Genomic DNA, 15,559 nt, shown 5'->3' with positions numbered 1-15,559 from the left:
GGAACTCAGGGCTGCTCGTCCGGCGGCGCGCCCTGATCACACTTCTTGCAGTCCAGCTCGAACCCGAGCATGGAGCGTCTGCCCTGGTCCGAGATAACCCAGGGCCGATTCACCCAGGGCGGATCATGGCGCACATGCTGGTTATGACCGCAGGCAAGCTGTGCGACCCAATGGTTCTCTTCGTCCTTGTGATAACCGGTAATGGGTTGTTTCATTGTCCTGCCTTCCTCCCGCTCCAGGCCGACCAGGAATAGATAGCCAGCGCGACCCAGATCATGACAAAACTCACCAGTTTCTCCCCACTCAGGGGCTCCTCAAACACAAACAGGGCAATGAGGAACTGGATCGTCGGGTTGATGTACATGAGAAAACCAACCGTCGCCAGACGCAGGCGACGGGCGGCACCCGCGAAGGCCAGCAACGGGATGGCGGTGACGATTCCCGACGAGATCAACAAGAGCATCATGCCGGTACTTTCGGAGAAATGGGATATGCCCTCTGCGCCCAGCCAGGTCCAGGTGAGCAGGCCGACGGGCAGAAGCAGGAGAGTTTCCACAAACAGGCCGGACAGACCGTCCAGCTCCACTTTCTTCCGGAACAGGCCGTAGGTGCCGAAGCTGAAGGCGAGCAGGAGGGTAATCCAGGGCACGATGCCCAGCAGGAATAGCTGGTACAGAATGGCCACGGTAGCCAGAGCCACAGCCATGCCCTGCAGGCGGGAAATGGTCTCCCGGAGGATCAGCATTCCCATGGCGACATTCACCAGGGGCGTCAGAAAATAACCAAGACTGGCCTGAAGGACATGACGGGTCTCTACCGCGTAGATGTAGACGCCCCAGTTCAGCGCTATGAACAGGGCGCAGCCGAGCACGAAGCCCAGTTTTCGGGGGCGGGCCAGAGCCGCACGGACCGGTTGCCAGCGTTGCATGAGGGTAATCACGATGGCGAGGAACAGGCAGGACCAGATCACCCGGTGGATCAGGACCTCCCAGGCCGGCACGCCCTCGAACAGGGCGAAATACAGGGGGAAACTCCCCCACATGGTGTAGGCCGCGAGGCCGTAGAGAACGCCCTTGGTCGTCTCGGGGGTGGCTGCTTTCATAGGTTCCTCATTATCCAGCCGGACAATCTACCACAGGGCAAACAGGGAATGCGCTTGAACTAACGGCTTACCGGCAACAGGCCTTGAATTTTTTCCCGCTGCCACATGGGCAACGGTCATTGCGACCGGGCTTCAACTGCCCTTCCTCGGTTTCCCCGGACAGGTAATACCAGCGGCCCTCCTCCCGAACAAAATCCGAGTGTTCCTCGAGATAACCCCAACCGTCACCGATGCGATAAACAGCGCGAAAATGGACCACGCCCCTGTTACCCTGTCCAGTGCTGTCGAGGATCTGCAGGGATACCCAGGCAGGTGAGCCTTCCATGTCCAGCTCGGCCGGGCGGGTATCGGGGTGCCAGGTCTCAAGCAGATAGTCCACCCGTTTCTGTACAAACGCCGTATATCGGGACCGCATCAGAGCTTCCGGCGAAGGCGCCGGTTTTCCCTGGTGCCAGGGCTGGCAGCACTGCTCGTAAGCTTTACCCGAGCCGCATGGGCAATGGCCCTTAGACTGGTCAGATATCATGATGTGGGTGTGCTCCGGTTAACCTGTGGGCCCCAAAGTGTACCAAGTTCAGAAGGACCGAAAGCCTTGTTTGATGTTTCCGTGGTGCAACTCCTGCTGGCCAACCTGGCGATTATCGCCGGTGCCTGCCTGCAGGGCGTTGCCGGCTATGGCATCGGCACCCTGTCCGCGCCATTGCTGTTCCTGATCAGCCCGGCTCTGCTACCGGCTCCCCTGGTGCTGAACGCCACGCTGCTGACCATCCTGATGCTGATCCGCAACCGCGGTGCCCTGGAAATCCGTCAGGTGCGGTTCGCCATCGGGGGCGGTTTTGTCGGTATGATCCTGGCAGGCATTACCCTGGCCCTGATTTCACCGAAAGGGTTTGAACTGGTGTTCGGCGCCCTGATCCTCGCGGGCGTTGCCCTGAGCGTGGGCGGCCTGAAGCCGGGGCTCAATGCCCGGAACAGTGCCCTCGCCGGGGCCGCCTCCACCTACATGGGCACCATCACAGCAGTGGGAGGGCCTCCGATTGCCCTCATCTACCAGAATGAAAAAGGTCCGCTGGTGCGGGCCAACATGTCGGCGTTCTTTCTCGTCGCCAGTTTTTTCAGCCTGACCGCCCTGTCACTGTCCGGCTATCTGGGCGTTCGGGAGCTGGGCCTGTTCGCCGCCACCTTTCCCGGGGTGCTCATTGGCTTCCTGCTGTCCGGAAAACTGGTGAACCGCCTGCCTTTTGAGGGCCTCCGACCGATCATCCTCGGGATTGCCGCCCTGGCTGGAACCGCCGCTCTGGTGCGCGGGCTGATTTCGCTCTGAGGGCCAACTACGTCCCGAAATTCCCGCATTTCACCAGATTTTACATTCCAGATGGACAATCTTTGCCCAATCGGGGCCAAAATGGTGCAGGACAAAGGAATCAACAGAAGCGGACTCTGCCATGGCTCTTCGGCATCAGGAAGTCGTTGAAACCCGGATCGACGTCGTTGATCTGGAAATCGGCATGCACGTAATCCGGCTGGACCGGCCGTGGGAGGAAACCGACTTCCTCCTCCAGGGCTTTATCATCCAGAACACATCCGAACTTCAGGCCCTCCAGGCCCAGTGCCGGTTCGTGTTTATCGAGGGGCGGGTCGAACCGACCATGCCCGCTGCCCGGCCCGAGCAACCCGCCCGAAAAGGCTTCAGCCTGTTCGGAAAACGAAAAAAGCCCCCTGCCTCACCAGCCACATCGTCCCCGCCACGAAGCAAACTGCCCCGCAAACGGGTCAACTACATCAACAAGGTGAGTATGGCGGCAGAGATGGCGCCGGCCGTTATGCGCTTCGAGGACGCTCGGGATACCGCAAAATCCCTGATGGCGGGCCTTCGGCTTGGTCGCACCCTGGATCTGAACAATGCCCGCAAGGTGGTCAACAGCTGCGTGGACAGTGTGCTGAGAAACGAAAACGCCCTGCTGCTGCTTACCAAGATCAAGAACCAGGACGAGTACACGGCCGAGCACTGCATCAACGTCTCCATCCTCTCTGCTGCATTTGGCAAGCACCTGGGATTGCTTGAAGGGGAAATCCGCAACCTGGCCCTGTGCGGCCTGCTGCACGACGTGGGCAAGACCCGGATTCCGGACCGGGTACTGAACAAACCCGGCGCCCTGACGCCCGACGAATTCAGCATCATGCGGGAACATACCAATCACGGTCGCTCTATCCTGATGGGCACCAGCAATGCGCTGGCAACGGCGGTTGACGTGGCTTTCAGCCACCATGAGCGGATGGACGGTTCCGGTTACCCCCGCGGGCTGGAGAGTCACCAGATCCCACTGTTTGCCAAAATGGTGGGGCTGGTGGACACCTACGACGCCATCACCAGCAACCGGATCTACGACAAGGGCCGGGCATCCATGCAGGCTCTGGAGATCATCCACAACCATCGCGGCACCCAGTTCGACACGGAGCTGGCCGAGGCGTTTATCCAGATGATCGGCGTGTACCCACCCGGTTCGATCGTGGAGATGCACAACGGCGAAGTCGGCATCGTGGTGGAGACACACCCCGGACACAAGCTGAAGCCGAAGGTCCTGCTGGTGCGGGAAGCCGACAAATCACAGCTTGCGCCCTACCGGCTGATCGATCTGATGGCCTCACCCGATGACCGCGCCGGCACCACGTACCGCATCAAGAAAGAAGTGCCGGACGGCAGCTTCGACATTGTCCTTCAGGATTTCGTGGATGAGGGGCTTATCACAAGCACGCCTGCGCCGTCCGCTCGGTGAACCCTTCGGTTATGGACGTTTGGTGACAGCCATGGTCAGCCGGGAGATGCAGGTGGTTTTACCCAGCTCATTCTCGATACGGATCTCCCAGACCTGGGTGGCACTGCCAATGTGCAGGGCGGTGGCGGTACCATAAACCCAGCCTTTGCTGACCGGGCGGATATGATTGGCGTTGATGTCCAGACCCACGGCGACGGTATCCGGATCCTTCAGGCAACAGTTGGCAGCCATGCTGCCGAGGGTTTCCGCCAGCACCACCGATGCACCGCCATGCAGGATGCCAAAGGGCTGGACCGTGCGTTCATCCACCGGCATCCGTCCTTTCACGTAATCGTCACCGACTTCCAGGTACTCAATGCCCATGTGGCCAACCGCCGTTTTTCGGCTGGCTTCCATCATTTGCTCAAGATTCGGTGTTCGGGTCCAGATCGCCATGGTGTTAGGTATCTCCTGAGTTGGATGTGTGCACGAGGCTGTTATGGCCAGAGTCTATCCGGTTAGCTTGCTCAGCACCATGGCTTTTATCGTCTCGGAAAACCTTTCAGTAAACCCGCACCAGCTCGCGCTTTTCCCAACCCAGCCGGCCGGTTTCTACCACTTGCCGGCGGATGCCGGGTACCGGCCGGATCATGAACAGGTCGCCGTCCCGGCCCACCAGGGTTCGGGGCACCCCGCAGGCCCGGGCAATATCTGCGTTGGTTTCCATATGTTCCATCTCACCATGGACCGGGATCGCGAGGGCGGGCTTGACCCAACGATACATGGTTTCCAGCTCCTCCTGGGCCGGATGTCCCGAGGCGTGGATAGGAACGCCGGCGTTTTCCGCCGTGATCACCCGGACGCCCAGATCTCTGAGCCGGGAAATCAGGGCTTCGATTGCGTCCTCGTTGCCCGGGATGGCCCGGGCGCTGAAAATCACGGTATCGCCTGCCTCCAGCTCAAAGTCCGGATGGCTGCCCATCGCCAGCCGCCGAAGCGCGGTCCTGGGCTCCCCCTGGCTTCCGGTCGCGACCGCCAGGACTTCCTCCCGGGGCAGGTAACCCAGATGGGCGGGATTAATCAATTCATCGGCCCGATCCCAGATTCCCGCAGCCTTGGCCGCCCCGCTCATATTGATCAGCGACCGCCCCAGCAGGCCCATGTAGCGGCCGGTCTCCCGGGCAATCCCTGCCAGCGTGTGCAAGCGGGCAATGTTGCTGCCGAAACAGGTCACCACCACCCGGCCTTCAGCGGCACGGACAGCCTCCAGGAGTCCCTCGTGCAGTGTGGCCTCGGACAGGGAGTGGCCTTTGACTGTGGCGTTGGTGGAATCGCAAACCATGGCATCCACGCCTAGCTCAGCCAGATCCGTGAAGGTCCTCGGCGAATAACCGTGGCCAACCAGGGGGTGGGCATCCAGCTTCCAGTCGCCACTGTGGAAGATGTTCCCGCGAGGGGTTCGGATCATCAGGGCATTGGGGTCCGGGATGGAGTGTGTCAGGGCCAGCCACTGCACCCTGAACGGACCGATCTGTTTCTCTTCGCCAGTGTTGACCTCGATGATCGGCACCCGGTGCAACAGGTCGAACTCCGCCAGCTTGCGCCGGAGGATCTCTGCGGTAAACCGGCTGGTGTAGACCGGACACTGCAGCATCGGCCAGAGGTAGGGCACGGCACCGACATGGTCTTCATGGGCGTGCGTGATGACCAGACCGACCAGTTGCTCGCGACGATCGGCGATAAAGGCCGGATCGGCCATCTGCACCGGCGGCTCGCCCCGGTGATGCACGGTGCCGTCGGCGGCAACCCGGCCCGGCTTCGGGAAGGTCACGCCACAATCCACCATCAGCCAGCGGCCGTCGTGCCCGTAGAGGTTCAGGTTCATGCCGATTTCGCCGGTACCGCCAAGGGGTAAAAACCAGAGATCGTCTTGGTCCGGAGTCATTGGGGAGCATTTTCCAGGTATTTCAGCACCAGGGCCTCGTGGGTTCCGTTCATTTCGATCAGTTTCAGCGCTGCCCGGATGTCATCGGCATAGGCCAGGGCGGGCGACTCCCGGGAGACAGCAATCCAGGAACGCTCGCCGGGCACGAAGAACGGGGATACCCTGGCCGCCAGATCCAATTGGCGAACAGTGTACAGCCCCAGCAATTCCGGCGCGATCACCACATCCACCCGCTCCCTGGCCATCATCAGCATCAGGTTTTCATAGCGGGGCGCCGGCTCTTTCATCAGATTCTCGTCGTTATCGAAGCGATTGAAATAACTGGCACCCTCGAGCACGCCGATGCGCTTGCCGTACAGATCCGAGTAGCGCTCAATCCGATTCTTGTCGTTCAGGTAGAAAAACAGCCGGCGCTCCGGTGGGAAGGCCGGGGCGACAAACGCCAGGCGGTTACTTCGCTCCTCGGTGCGAACCGGGCCAAGCATGATGTCCACCTGCCCCTCGGCTGTCATTCGGAGGACACGACGGAAGGGTGCTTCACGGTAATGCACCTCCCAACCCAGCAAATCGGAGATTTCCTCGAAAATCTCGACGTAGAGACCGCTCTTTTTCCCAACGTCGATGATCCGGTACGGGGGTGCGTGATTGACTCCCACCGTCACCGAGAGGGGTTCAATGGTTTCGGTACCCTGCTGGGCCATGGCTGGTACCGCCATGATCAGCAGCAGGAAGGTCGCGATACGTCGCATCAGCAGTGCCTTTCGCTGAAGTCTCGCCGCCGGGGCTTAAGACCGGTTGATTTCGATCACCGTTCAGTATAGCTGTTCCAGATCCACCCCTTGTGAAATTACGTATGCAGGGTTGAATCCGGACCACTCCGATGCCAAGTCAGAAAGTACATCGGACAAAACGTGCCATTCATTCCGAAACGAGAGGTACCGACCTGTATGAAGATCCTGATGGTTCTGACATCACACGACCAGATGGGCGACACCGGCCACAAGACCGGCTTCTGGCTCGAAGAGTTCACCGCGCCCTACTACGTGTTCAAGGACGCCGGTGCCGAGATCACCCTCGCCTCTCCCAAGGGCGGCCAGCCGCCGGTGGACCCGAACAGTGAGGCCGAAGGCGCCCTGACCGAGACCACCGAGCGCTTCATGAAGGACGCCCACGCCAAGGAAATGCTCGCCAGCACCAAGAAGCTGAGCGACGTCGACATGAACGAGTACGACGCGATTTTCTATCCCGGCGGTCACGGCCCGCTGTGGGACCTGGCCAACGACGAGGCCTCCATCGCGCTGATCAAGAAGGCCTACGAGCAGGACAAGGTCATCGGCGCAGTGTGCCACGCCCCGGCCGTGTTCAAGAACGTGTTCATCAAGCCGGAGCAGAACATCGTCGGCGGCCGGAAGGTCACCGCCTTCACCAACACCGAGGAGGATGCGGTACAGCTGACCAACATCGTGCCGTTCCTGGTGGAGGACATGCTCAAGGACAATGCCGGGGAATACACCCGCGGCGACGATTGGGCACCGCACATCGTGGTGGACGGCAAGCTGATCACCGGGCAGAACCCGGCGTCTTCCGAGGGGGCTGCGAAGGCAGTGGTGCAGGCATTGCAGGAGGCCTGACTACTGGTGAAGATGGGGTCTGATGAAGGCGTTCATCAGACCCCGATGTGAAAGAGGGGTCAGAAGAAAGCGTTCTTCTGACCCCGGAGTTGGATTCAGACCTGAACTTGGGGTCAGATGAAGGCGTTCATCTGACCCCGACTTTAACCGCCGAAGCCTGACTGGAACCTGGGGTCTGATGAAATCCTTCATCTGACCCCGTCTTAGCCTTTGCACTACTTCCTGCCATTCAGCACCAGATAACACCCATACCCGATCACCACCCCCCAGAACGCCGAGGACAGCCCAAACAGCGACAACCCCGAGGCAGTCACCACAAAGGTGATCAACGACGCCTCCCGGTGACTGGCATCCTCCAGCGCGGCAAACAGGTTGTTGGCAATGGCACCCAGCAGCGCCAGGCCCGCCAGCACGGCTACGAACGCCGCCGGTAACGAGGTGAACAGGGCCACGATGGTGCCGGCAAACAGCCCCCCGACGAGGTAAAACACCCCGTTGAATACCCCGGCCACGTAGCGTTTATCCGGGTCTTCATGGGCATCCTTGCCGGTACAGATGGCGGCGGTAATCGCGGCGACCACGGTGGTGATGCCACCAAAGACTGCCATGGGCAGGGACACCAGGCTGGAGACCGCAATCACCGGTCTGGCCTTCACCTTGTAGCCGGCCCCCTGCAGGATGGCCATGCCTGGCAAAAACTGCCCGGTCAGGCTGACCAGCACCAGGGGTATGGCCAGGCTCAGGGTCGCTCCGAGATTCCATTCGGGCATGATGAATTGCGGCACCGCCATGCTTACCCGTACGCCAGCCAGGGACGCGCCCTCCAGCACCACTGCCAGGATCACGCCGACGATCAGCAGCAACACCAGCGTGTATTTCGGCACCAGCCGGCGGAACACCACGTAGGCCAGCAGCATGCCGATGGCCAGCGCCGGCGTGGACTCGATCGCAGTAAACGCACCGACCCCGAACTGGAACAGGATGCCGGCCATCATGCCAGCGGCGACTCCCTTGGGAATCGCCCGCACAAACGCATCAAAGGTGCCGGACACCCCGATAATGAAAATAATCACGGCGGCCGTGAGGTAGGCGCCTACCGCCTCGTTCAGGGACAGCTCCGGAAAAAGGGCGACCAGCAGCGCGGTACCGGGAGCCGACCACGCGGTCACCACCGGGGCCTTGAGCCAGAGCGACAGTACGATCCCGGAGATGGCCGCGCCCAGGGAAATGGCCCAGACCCAGGAGGTCATCATCTGCGGGGAAATATCGGCGGCGGCACCCGCCTGGAAGAAGATCGCCAGGGGGCCGGCGTAGGAAACCAGTACGGCCAGGAAACCGGCTGCAACGGCGGATAACGACATGTCTCGGAATAGCTGGGGCATGTGCACATCCTTCTTATTGGTCAGATTGTTCGGATGGTGGAAAACGAAAAAGGCCCCGGACACTTGCGTGCCGGGGCAAAAGAGGGGTTCGACTGACTCTCACCCTCAGGGTCGCATCAACGCTCCACAAAATCAGTTACTGGTTGCCAGACTGGCCTCTCCTTCAGACGACAGGCGCTTCGCACTGAAGCGGCGGCCCACCAGGGCAATGGCAACGGTGGCAATGGCGCCGGGAATGGCCAGTGCCAGGAAATTCATATGGTGCGGCAGAGCCAGGGCCAGCAGGGTACCGCCGAGCATGGGGCCGACGATAGCACCGTTACGGCCGATGCCCGACGCCCAACCCAGACCGGTCGACCGGATGCTGGTGGGATAGTACTGGGCCACATAGGCGTACAGCAGGATCTGTGAACCAATGGTGGTGGCACCGGCAATGCCCATCAGGGTGTACAGGAACCACATCGGGTTCTCATAGCCCAACATGACCAGTGATACCGAGCCGAGGATAAAGAAGCTCACCAGTACCGAACGCAGGGAGAACCGGTCTGCCAGCCAGCCGCCGCCCACGGCACCGATGATCGCACCGATGTTCAGAACCATCAGGAACATCAGGCTGGAGCTCAGGGCATAGCCGGCCATGGACATCAGCTTCGGCAGCCAGGAGCCGAGCGCATAGACCATCAGCAGGCAGCAGAAGAAAGCAACCCAGAACATGCTGGTGCTGAACGCTCGCCCGCCGCGGAACAGTTCCAGGACCGGTGCCTTGCTCTCGGTGGTGGGAGGGACTTCCAGGCGGTCCATCTCGCTGATTTCATGCAGCGGGGCCACTTTCTGCAGAATGTCCCGGGCCTCCCCTTCACGCTTCTGGGCCATCAGGAAGGCCACCGACTCCGGCAGGAACTTCATCATCAGCGGCAGCATCAGCAGGGGTACCACTGCCAGATAGAACATGATCTCCCAGCCATAATTGGGCACGATCCAGATGCCCAGACCGGCAGACATCATGCCGCCCACGGCGTAGCCGGAAAACATCAGGGCCACCAGCGTGCTACGGCTCTTCTTGGGTGAATACTCGCTCATCAGCGAGACCACGTTAGGCATGACTCCGCCGATACCCAGGCCGGCAATGAAGCGCAGAATGCCGAACTGCCAGGGCGTGCTGGCGAAGCCGTTGATGACCGTGGTGAGGCTGAACAGCACCACACACATCAGAATGGTTTTCTTGCGCCCGAGCTTGTCCGAGAGCATACCGAAGCCCATGGCGCCAAACATCATGCCGAACAGCGCACTGCTGCCGAGCAAACCGGCGACATAGGGATTGAGGTTCCACTGGTCCATCAACAGCGGCAGAACCACGCCGTAGATCACCAGGTCGTAACCGTCGAAAATTATGATCAGTGTGCACCAGAAGAGCACCTTCCAGTGAAACGAGTTGAATCGTGCGTTATCGATAACGTCGTTGACGTCTATGTTTCTCATGGTCTGTTACCCCGTTTGTTCTATTTGTACGGAGCCGGTCCGTTGGCTTGATGTCAGTGTCGTTGTGTTCGGTCAGATTGGCTTCCGGCCTGGCCGGAAGCCGTGTTCTCAGCCCAGGTCTCCGCCGGCTACCGGCAGGATGGTTCCGGTCATGTAGCTGGCCGCATCCGAGGCCAGAAACAGGATCGGCTCCGCCTGCTCATCCAGGGTGCCGTAGCGGTGCATGAAACTGGTGTCATTGGTCTGGTCGATCAGGGTCTGGTACCAGGCCTTTTCCTGTTCGCCCTGCTCCTCCGTGTTCCGCGGCGTCAGCCGGGGTGGTGCTTCGGTACCGCCCGGTGCGGTGGCGTTCACCCGGATACCATGCTCGGCATACTCGAAGGCCACGTTCACGGTCATGGCGTTGACCCCGCCCTTGGCGGCGCCGTAGGGCACCCGCATCAGGCCCCGGGTCGCGACCGAAGACACATTCACAATGGCACCGCCCTTCTGCTCCACCATGTAAGGCAGAACCGCACGGCAGCACCACAGGGTCGGGAACAGGGAACGCTGGATTTCCTTCTGGATCTGCTCCGGCTGGTAATGCTCGAACGGCTGGGCCCAGATGGTGCCGCCGACGTTGTTGATCAGGATGTCGATGCGGCCGTACTGCTCATGGGCTTTGGCCATCACAATTTCCGCGCCTTCCCAGGTTTCCAGGTTGGCCTGCACGGCCAGGGCTTCGGCGCCCCGGTCGCGCAGCTCGGCGGCAACGCCCTGCACGTAGTCAGCGATGTCCACCAGCACCAGGCGGGCACCTTCGGCGGCGGCCAGTTCGGCCACCCGCCGCCCGATACCCTGGGCAGCGCCGGTGACCACCATCACCTTGTTGGTGAAACGCGGGTTCATGCGACCTTCTCCTCCGCCGCAGACACGCTCGGGGTGAACTTCTCGTAGTGGAACGAGTTGGGCTCGATACCCTGCTCACGGAAGTAACCCAGTACCGCGTCCACCATGGGAGGCGGTCCGCACAGGTAGACATCGACATCGCCATCGTTGATGGGTGCGTCTTCCATGTGATTGGTCACATAGCCCTTGCGGGGATGATCGCTCTCATCGCTGGCCACCACGGTTTTGAAGGTGAAGTTCTCGATCTCTTCGGCGAACTTCTCGAGGGCCGCCACGCACACCAGATCGTCGTCGTTGGTCACGCCGTAGATCAGATGGGCCGGCTGGTCACAGCCCTTCTCCTTCAGACTTTCCAGCATCGCCAGGAACGGGGCCAGACCGGTACCACCGGCCAGCATCAGCACCGGGCGCTGGACCGGACGCAGGTAGAACACGCCCATCGGGCCGGTGATGGTGACCGGGTCGCCGGTCTTGGCCTTGCCCACCAGCCAGGAGCTCATCAGGCCGCCGGGCACATTGCGGATCAGGAAGCTCAGCTCGCGGCTGCCGGGACGGGAACTGAACGAGTAGGCGCGGGTTTCTTCGGTACCCGGTACCTGGATGTTCACGTACTGCCCCGGCAGGAAGCCGATGTCGGCGTCTGCGGTGATCTTCAGTTCGATGGCGGTAGGGGAGATCAGGTTGACCTCGTCCACGGTGCCGGTCACGGCTTCGTTGCCGGCCTTGCTGCATAGGGACGCGGCCGCCGGGATCTCCACCACACAGTCGCTGGAGGGCACCATCTGACAGGTCAGGACCATGCCCTGCTCGGCTTCCTCGTCGGACAGCGCCTCGTCGATGTACTCGTCGCCCATGTCGAACTCGCCCTGCTGGCAGGAACCCTTGCAGGTTCCGCAGACGCCGTCAGAGCAGTCCATCGGCAGATTGATCTGTGCCCGGTAGGCGGCGTCGAGTACCGTCTCACCCTCGTTGCAGGTGATCACGCGGGTGACGCCATCTTCAAAATTAAGCGCGATGTTGTAACTCATGATGATGCTCTCCCCATCAATTACAGGTGATAGATATCAATCACCTGATTGATGTAATCGTTTTTCAGAACCACCTTCTTCTCGGTAATCAGCGGCTGCTCGCCACTGCAGTCCAGGGTGTAGAAAGACACGCCAAAGAAGGACTGGGTCTTGTGGTAACGGTGACTGTTGGTCTGCCAGTTGAAGCGCAGCTTTACGGTGTCGCCGTCCCGCTCCAGGATTTCCAGGTTGCTGGTCAGGTGCACGGTGCGCGGCTCCGGAATGGAGCTGGCGCCGGAACGCTCGGTCTTGAGCCGGTAAACCCGATCCTCCAGGCCGTTACGGTTCGGGTAGTAGATCAGCGAGATCTCGGTCTGCGGATCCTCGGTCAGCTCGTCATTGTCGTCCCAGGACGGCATCCAGTAGGTGACATCCTCGTGGTAGCACTTGAGCCATTCGTCCCACTCCCGATCGTCCAGCAGACGGGCTTCCCGGTAGATAAACGCCTGGATCTGTTCGAAAGACATGCTCATTTGGAAGCCTCCTCTGACAGGGAAATGAAACGCGCACGCTCGGTCTCGACAGCCTTGGTCATCTCTTCCACCCAGTGCTGGTGGTGAGTCACGTACAGACCTTCATCCTCCGGCTTGGCGCCACTGAGAATCGGCTTCATGTTGATGCGCTTGGCCCAGTCGTCCGCACCTTCGATCCAGTGCTGGGCGCCACGGCTCATGTCGTTCCACTTCACGCCTTTGGCGTAGTAACCTTCCTGACAGCCACGGAATTCTTCCAGGTCGTCCGGAGTACCCATGCCGGATACGTTGAAGAAATCTTCGTACTGACGGATGCGCTTGGCGCGATCGGCCGCCGGCTCACCCTTCGGCGCCCAGCAGTAGATGGTGATCTCGGTCTTGTTGACGTCGATCGGACGCAGCACCCGGATCTGGGTGGAGAACTGGTCCATCAGGTACACGTTCGGGTACAGACACAGATTCTTGGTGGTCCGTACGATGAAATCGGCACGCTCTTCGCCCAGTTCTTTCTCCAGGCGCTCGAGGTGGTTGTAGACCGGACGCACTTCCGGGTTGGTCAGGCGGGTCCACAGCATCATGTGGCCGTTCTCGAAGGAGTAGAAACCGCCCTCGTTGGACCAGCTCTTGGCATCCACCGCCTCGGTGCCGCCCTTCTCGTAGTTACGCTGGCCCATGGTGGACAGGTAGTTCCAGTGCACGGTGCTGACGTGGTAACCGTCGGCGCCGTTCTCGGCGGTCAGCTTCCAGTTGCCCTCGTAGGTGTAGGTGGAGGCGCCCCGCAGGATCTCCAGACCGTCTACCGCCTGGTCAACGATCGCGTCGATCACCTTGGTGGTCTCGCCCAGGTACTCTTCCAGCGGCAGAACGTCCGAATTGAGGCTGCCGAACAGGAAGCCGCGGTAGTTCTCGAACTTCGGCAGCTCCTTCAGGTCGTGGGAACCGTCGACATTGAAGCTGTCCGGGTAACCGCCTTTCTTCTGGTCCTTGGCCTTCAGCAGCTTGCCGTCGTTCTTGAAGGTCCAGCCGTGGAACGGGCAGGTGAAGGAGGTCTTATTGCCGCGCTTCTTGCGGCACAGGGTTGCACCCCGGTGGGTGCAGGTGTTCAGAATCGCCTTGAGCTCGCCATCCTTGGTCCGGGTGATGATTACCGGCTGACGACCCACCGTGGTGGTGTAGTAGTCGCCCGGATTCTCGATCTGGCTCTCGTGGGCCAGGAAAATCCAGTTGCCTTCGAAGATGTGCTTCATCTCGAGCTCAAAGAGCTCCTGGTCGGTGAAGATGCTGCGGTCACAGCGGTAGTGACCGGTTTCCGCATCGGCTTCCACCGCGTTGCGGATCGTTTTCTCAAGTCGGTCGAGTTGGCGAGTCATGTTCGTCACTCCATTTTGTTGTTGTGAAAACCGTTTCTCGGGCGCGAAGGTCCCCTGGCCGGCCCGCAGCCGCAGGCCGGTCGGATCACAAGAACTTTGGGATTAAGGGTTCGGTCTTAAGCTACTTCGCCTTCCAGAGCACGCTTGCGCTCGTGGCGGTTCTGCAGCTCGGGCTTGTCGGTGGAGACCAGCTGGATGTTGAACTCCACTTCGGTGAACGGCTTGTTCAGACCGAACTGCTCAGCCTTGGCCGGATCCTCGATGCGGTTGGCTTCAACCACCAGTTCGTCACGGGTGGCGAAGGCGAAGTCATCGTAGGTGTACTCGTCACCGGCCAGGTTGATCTGGGTAGTCAGGTGCTTGTAACCCGGCTTGGAGATAAAGAAGTGGATGTGCGCCGGACGGTTACCGTGACGACCCAGCAGGTTCAACAGCGCCTGGGTGGAACCTTCGGGCGGGCAGCCGTAGCCAGCCGGAATGATGGAGCGGGCGGTATACCGGCCGTTCTCGTCGGTCTTGATGCGGCGACGCAGGTTGTACTCGCTCTGGGACTGGTCGAAGTAGGAGTAGTTGCCCATGGTGTTGGCGTGCCATACATCAACCACCGCATTGGCAACCGGCTGGCCGTTCTCGTCGGTCACCTGACCAGTCAGGATCATGGTCTCGGCGGTCTCATCGGAACCGTCGTCCATACGGGCAAAGCCTTCGCTCAGCGGTGCGCCAGCCACATACAGCGGGCCTTCGATGGTGCGCGGGGTACCGCCATTGAGGCCCGCCTGTTCATCTTCGGCGTCCATCCGGATGTCCAGGTACTTGTCCATACCCAGGCCCGGGGCCAGCAGGGCAGCCTCGCCGTTGGCGCCCAGATCACCCACGTAGTAGACGGCCTGCCAGAACTCTTCCGGCGTTACGTCGAAATCCTCGACGATCTGGAAAACATCGTGCATGAAACGGTGAACGATCTTCTTCACCCGCTCGTTGCCACCTTCCTGGTTGAAGCCGGCAACTTTCTCCAGCAGATCCTTCACTTCCGCAGTTTGCATGGTCTTGACGGTCATTGTTGGTCTCCTCGGTGCTTTTGTTGTTGTTGCTCAATTCAGCTCATCTGTTGGCAACGGTGTGTTGATTTCCTAACGGTCGTCTTCGTGGATCGAGGACGGATGCCGGCACAGCGGCGCGACAGTGATATCCATGTAGGGAAACAGAGGCAGGTTGCTGATCAGGTCCTGCAGCTCGGCGTTGTCTTCCACATCAAAGATGCTGACGTTGGCGTAGCTGCCCGCCACCCGCCACAGGTGGCGCCACTTGCCCTGCTTCTGCAGGTCCTGGGCGTAGGCTTTCTCCCGCGCCTTGATGTCCGCAGCCACTTCCGCGGGCATGTCGTGGGGGATATTCACCTTCATCTCGACTTTGAACAGCATGTGCTTTCCTCCGTTTACTGATCTTTGCGGCGTTCTCGGGGCCGG

General features: G+C 60.6%; 17 protein-coding genes. 3 read left to right on the top strand and 14 right to left on the bottom strand.

Annotated features, from left to right (window positions below):
- Window positions 1-5 precede the first annotated feature (5 nt).
- The 3 genes from MD273_RS12995 to MD273_RS12985 all read right to left on the bottom strand — a co-directional run bounded on the left by MD273_RS12995 (window position 6) and on the right by MD273_RS12985 (window position 1,628).
- Complete coding sequence (locus MD273_RS12995; protein WP_239038209.1) at window positions 6-215, bottom strand: DUF3565 domain-containing protein; 210 nt, start codon at window positions 213-215, stop codon at window positions 6-8.
- Window positions 212-1,102, bottom strand: coding sequence for an EamA family transporter RarD (gene rarD / locus MD273_RS12990; protein WP_239038208.1), 891 nt, complete (start codon window positions 1,100-1,102; stop codon window positions 212-214). Before rarD ends, MD273_RS12995 begins: the two co-directional genes overlap by 4 nt.
- Window positions 1,103-1,169: 67 nt before the next feature.
- Window positions 1,170-1,628, bottom strand: a complete 459-nt coding sequence (locus tag MD273_RS12985; protein WP_239038207.1) for a YchJ family protein — start codon at window positions 1,626-1,628, stop codon at window positions 1,170-1,172.
- Window positions 1,629-1,694: 66 nt separating this feature from the next.
- Between MD273_RS12985 and MD273_RS12980 the strand changes: the two genes are divergently transcribed.
- Window positions 1,695-2,426, top strand: coding sequence for a sulfite exporter TauE/SafE family protein (locus MD273_RS12980; RefSeq protein WP_239038206.1), 732 nt, complete (start codon window positions 1,695-1,697; stop codon window positions 2,424-2,426).
- A gap of 121 nt (window positions 2,427-2,547) precedes the next feature.
- Window positions 2,548-3,879, top strand: a complete 1,332-nt coding sequence (locus tag MD273_RS12975; RefSeq protein WP_239038205.1) for a cyclic di-GMP phosphodiesterase — start codon at window positions 2,548-2,550, stop codon at window positions 3,877-3,879.
- Between the two features lie 9 nt (window positions 3,880-3,888).
- Here MD273_RS12975 and MD273_RS12970 read toward each other — a convergent pair whose 3' ends face one another.
- From MD273_RS12970 to MD273_RS12960, 3 genes are all read right to left on the bottom strand, one after another.
- On the bottom strand, window positions 3,889-4,314 hold the full coding sequence (locus MD273_RS12970) for a hotdog fold thioesterase (protein WP_239038204.1): 426 nt from the start codon (window positions 4,312-4,314) through the stop codon (window positions 3,889-3,891).
- A 106-nt stretch (window positions 4,315-4,420) separates the two neighbouring features.
- Complete coding sequence (locus MD273_RS12965) at window positions 4,421-5,803, bottom strand: ribonuclease J (RefSeq protein ID WP_239038203.1); 1,383 nt, start codon at window positions 5,801-5,803, stop codon at window positions 4,421-4,423.
- Window positions 5,800-6,552 (bottom strand): substrate-binding periplasmic protein, encoded by a 753-nt coding sequence (locus MD273_RS12960; protein WP_239038202.1) that lies wholly within the window; start codon window positions 6,550-6,552, stop codon window positions 5,800-5,802. Before MD273_RS12960 ends, MD273_RS12965 begins: the two co-directional genes overlap by 4 nt.
- Before the next feature lie 198 nt (window positions 6,553-6,750).
- Between MD273_RS12960 and MD273_RS12955 the strand changes: the two genes are divergently transcribed.
- Window positions 6,751-7,434 (top strand): type 1 glutamine amidotransferase domain-containing protein, encoded by a 684-nt coding sequence (locus MD273_RS12955; protein ID WP_239038489.1) that lies wholly within the window; start codon window positions 6,751-6,753, stop codon window positions 7,432-7,434.
- 215 nt (window positions 7,435-7,649) lie between these two features.
- Here the strand turns inward: MD273_RS12955 and MD273_RS12950 are convergent, their stop codons facing one another.
- From MD273_RS12950 to catC, 8 genes are all read right to left on the bottom strand, one after another.
- A complete protein-coding gene (locus tag MD273_RS12950) occupies window positions 7,650-8,816 on the bottom strand; it encodes a benzoate/H(+) symporter BenE family transporter (RefSeq protein WP_239038201.1) in 1,167 nt (388 codons plus the stop codon).
- Window positions 8,817-8,948: 132 nt separating this feature from the next.
- Window positions 8,949-10,295, bottom strand: coding sequence for an MFS transporter (locus tag MD273_RS12945; RefSeq protein ID WP_239038200.1), 1,347 nt, complete (start codon window positions 10,293-10,295; stop codon window positions 8,949-8,951).
- A 108-nt stretch (window positions 10,296-10,403) separates the two neighbouring features.
- A complete protein-coding gene (gene benD, locus MD273_RS12940; RefSeq protein WP_239038199.1) occupies window positions 10,404-11,183 on the bottom strand; it encodes a benzoate diol dehydrogenase BenD in 780 nt (259 codons plus the stop codon).
- A complete protein-coding gene (benC, locus tag MD273_RS12935; RefSeq protein WP_239038198.1) occupies window positions 11,180-12,211 on the bottom strand; it encodes a benzoate 1,2-dioxygenase electron transfer component BenC in 1,032 nt (343 codons plus the stop codon). Before benC ends, benD begins: the two co-directional genes overlap by 4 nt.
- Before the next feature lie 20 nt (window positions 12,212-12,231).
- A complete protein-coding gene (gene benB, locus MD273_RS12930) occupies window positions 12,232-12,723 on the bottom strand; it encodes a benzoate 1,2-dioxygenase small subunit (protein ID WP_239038197.1) in 492 nt (163 codons plus the stop codon).
- On the bottom strand, window positions 12,720-14,093 hold the full coding sequence (locus MD273_RS12925; RefSeq protein WP_239038196.1) for a Rieske 2Fe-2S domain-containing protein: 1,374 nt from the start codon (window positions 14,091-14,093) through the stop codon (window positions 12,720-12,722). The genes benB and MD273_RS12925 overlap by 4 nt, the downstream gene beginning before the upstream one ends.
- Window positions 14,094-14,209: 116 nt before the next feature.
- Entirely contained in the window at window positions 14,210-15,151 is a 942-nt protein-coding gene (gene catA, locus MD273_RS12920) for a catechol 1,2-dioxygenase (RefSeq protein WP_239038195.1), read from the bottom strand.
- 72 nt (window positions 15,152-15,223) lie between these two features.
- Window positions 15,224-15,514, bottom strand: coding sequence for a muconolactone Delta-isomerase (catC, locus tag MD273_RS12915; protein WP_239038194.1), 291 nt, complete (start codon window positions 15,512-15,514; stop codon window positions 15,224-15,226).
- Window positions 15,515-15,559 lie beyond the last annotated feature (45 nt).

Origin of the sequence: Marinobacter sp. C7 (assembly GCF_022343555.1) — a bacterium.
Taxonomy (GTDB): domain Bacteria; phylum Pseudomonadota; class Gammaproteobacteria; order Pseudomonadales; family Oleiphilaceae; genus Marinobacter.
This window is presented reverse-complemented; position numbering and strand designations above follow the sequence as displayed.

Coding starts and splice junctions, on each gene's coding strand:
- MD273_RS12995 (WP_239038209.1), bottom strand. CDS start 215: ATGAAACAACCCATTACCGGTTATCACAAGGACGAAGAGAACCATTGG.
- rarD (WP_239038208.1), bottom strand. CDS start 1,102: ATGAAAGCAGCCACCCCCGAGACGACCAAGGGCGTTCTCTACGGCCTC.
- MD273_RS12985 (WP_239038207.1), bottom strand. CDS start 1,628: ATGATATCTGACCAGTCTAAGGGCCATTGCCCATGCGGCTCGGGTAAA.
- MD273_RS12975 (WP_239038205.1), top strand. CDS start 2,548: ATGGCTCTTCGGCATCAGGAAGTCGTTGAAACCCGGATCGACGTCGTT.
- MD273_RS12970 (WP_239038204.1), bottom strand. CDS start 4,314: ATGGCGATCTGGACCCGAACACCGAATCTTGAGCAAATGATGGAAGCC.
- MD273_RS12965 (WP_239038203.1), bottom strand. CDS start 5,803: ATGACTCCGGACCAAGACGATCTCTGGTTTTTACCCCTTGGCGGTACC.
- MD273_RS12960 (WP_239038202.1), bottom strand. CDS start 6,552: ATGCGACGTATCGCGACCTTCCTGCTGCTGATCATGGCGGTACCAGCC.
- MD273_RS12955 (WP_239038489.1), top strand. CDS start 6,751: ATGAAGATCCTGATGGTTCTGACATCACACGACCAGATGGGCGACACC.
- MD273_RS12950 (WP_239038201.1), bottom strand. CDS start 8,816: ATGCCCCAGCTATTCCGAGACATGTCGTTATCCGCCGTTGCAGCCGGT.
- MD273_RS12945 (WP_239038200.1), bottom strand. CDS start 10,295: ATGAGAAACATAGACGTCAACGACGTTATCGATAACGCACGATTCAAC.
- benD (WP_239038199.1), bottom strand. CDS start 11,183: ATGAACCCGCGTTTCACCAACAAGGTGATGGTGGTCACCGGCGCTGCC.
- benC (WP_239038198.1), bottom strand. CDS start 12,211: ATGAGTTACAACATCGCGCTTAATTTTGAAGATGGCGTCACCCGCGTG.
- benB (WP_239038197.1), bottom strand. CDS start 12,723: ATGAGCATGTCTTTCGAACAGATCCAGGCGTTTATCTACCGGGAAGCC.
- MD273_RS12925 (WP_239038196.1), bottom strand. CDS start 14,093: ATGACTCGCCAACTCGACCGACTTGAGAAAACGATCCGCAACGCGGTG.
- catA (WP_239038195.1), bottom strand. CDS start 15,151: ATGACCGTCAAGACCATGCAAACTGCGGAAGTGAAGGATCTGCTGGAG.
- catC (WP_239038194.1), bottom strand. CDS start 15,514: ATGCTGTTCAAAGTCGAGATGAAGGTGAATATCCCCCACGACATGCCC.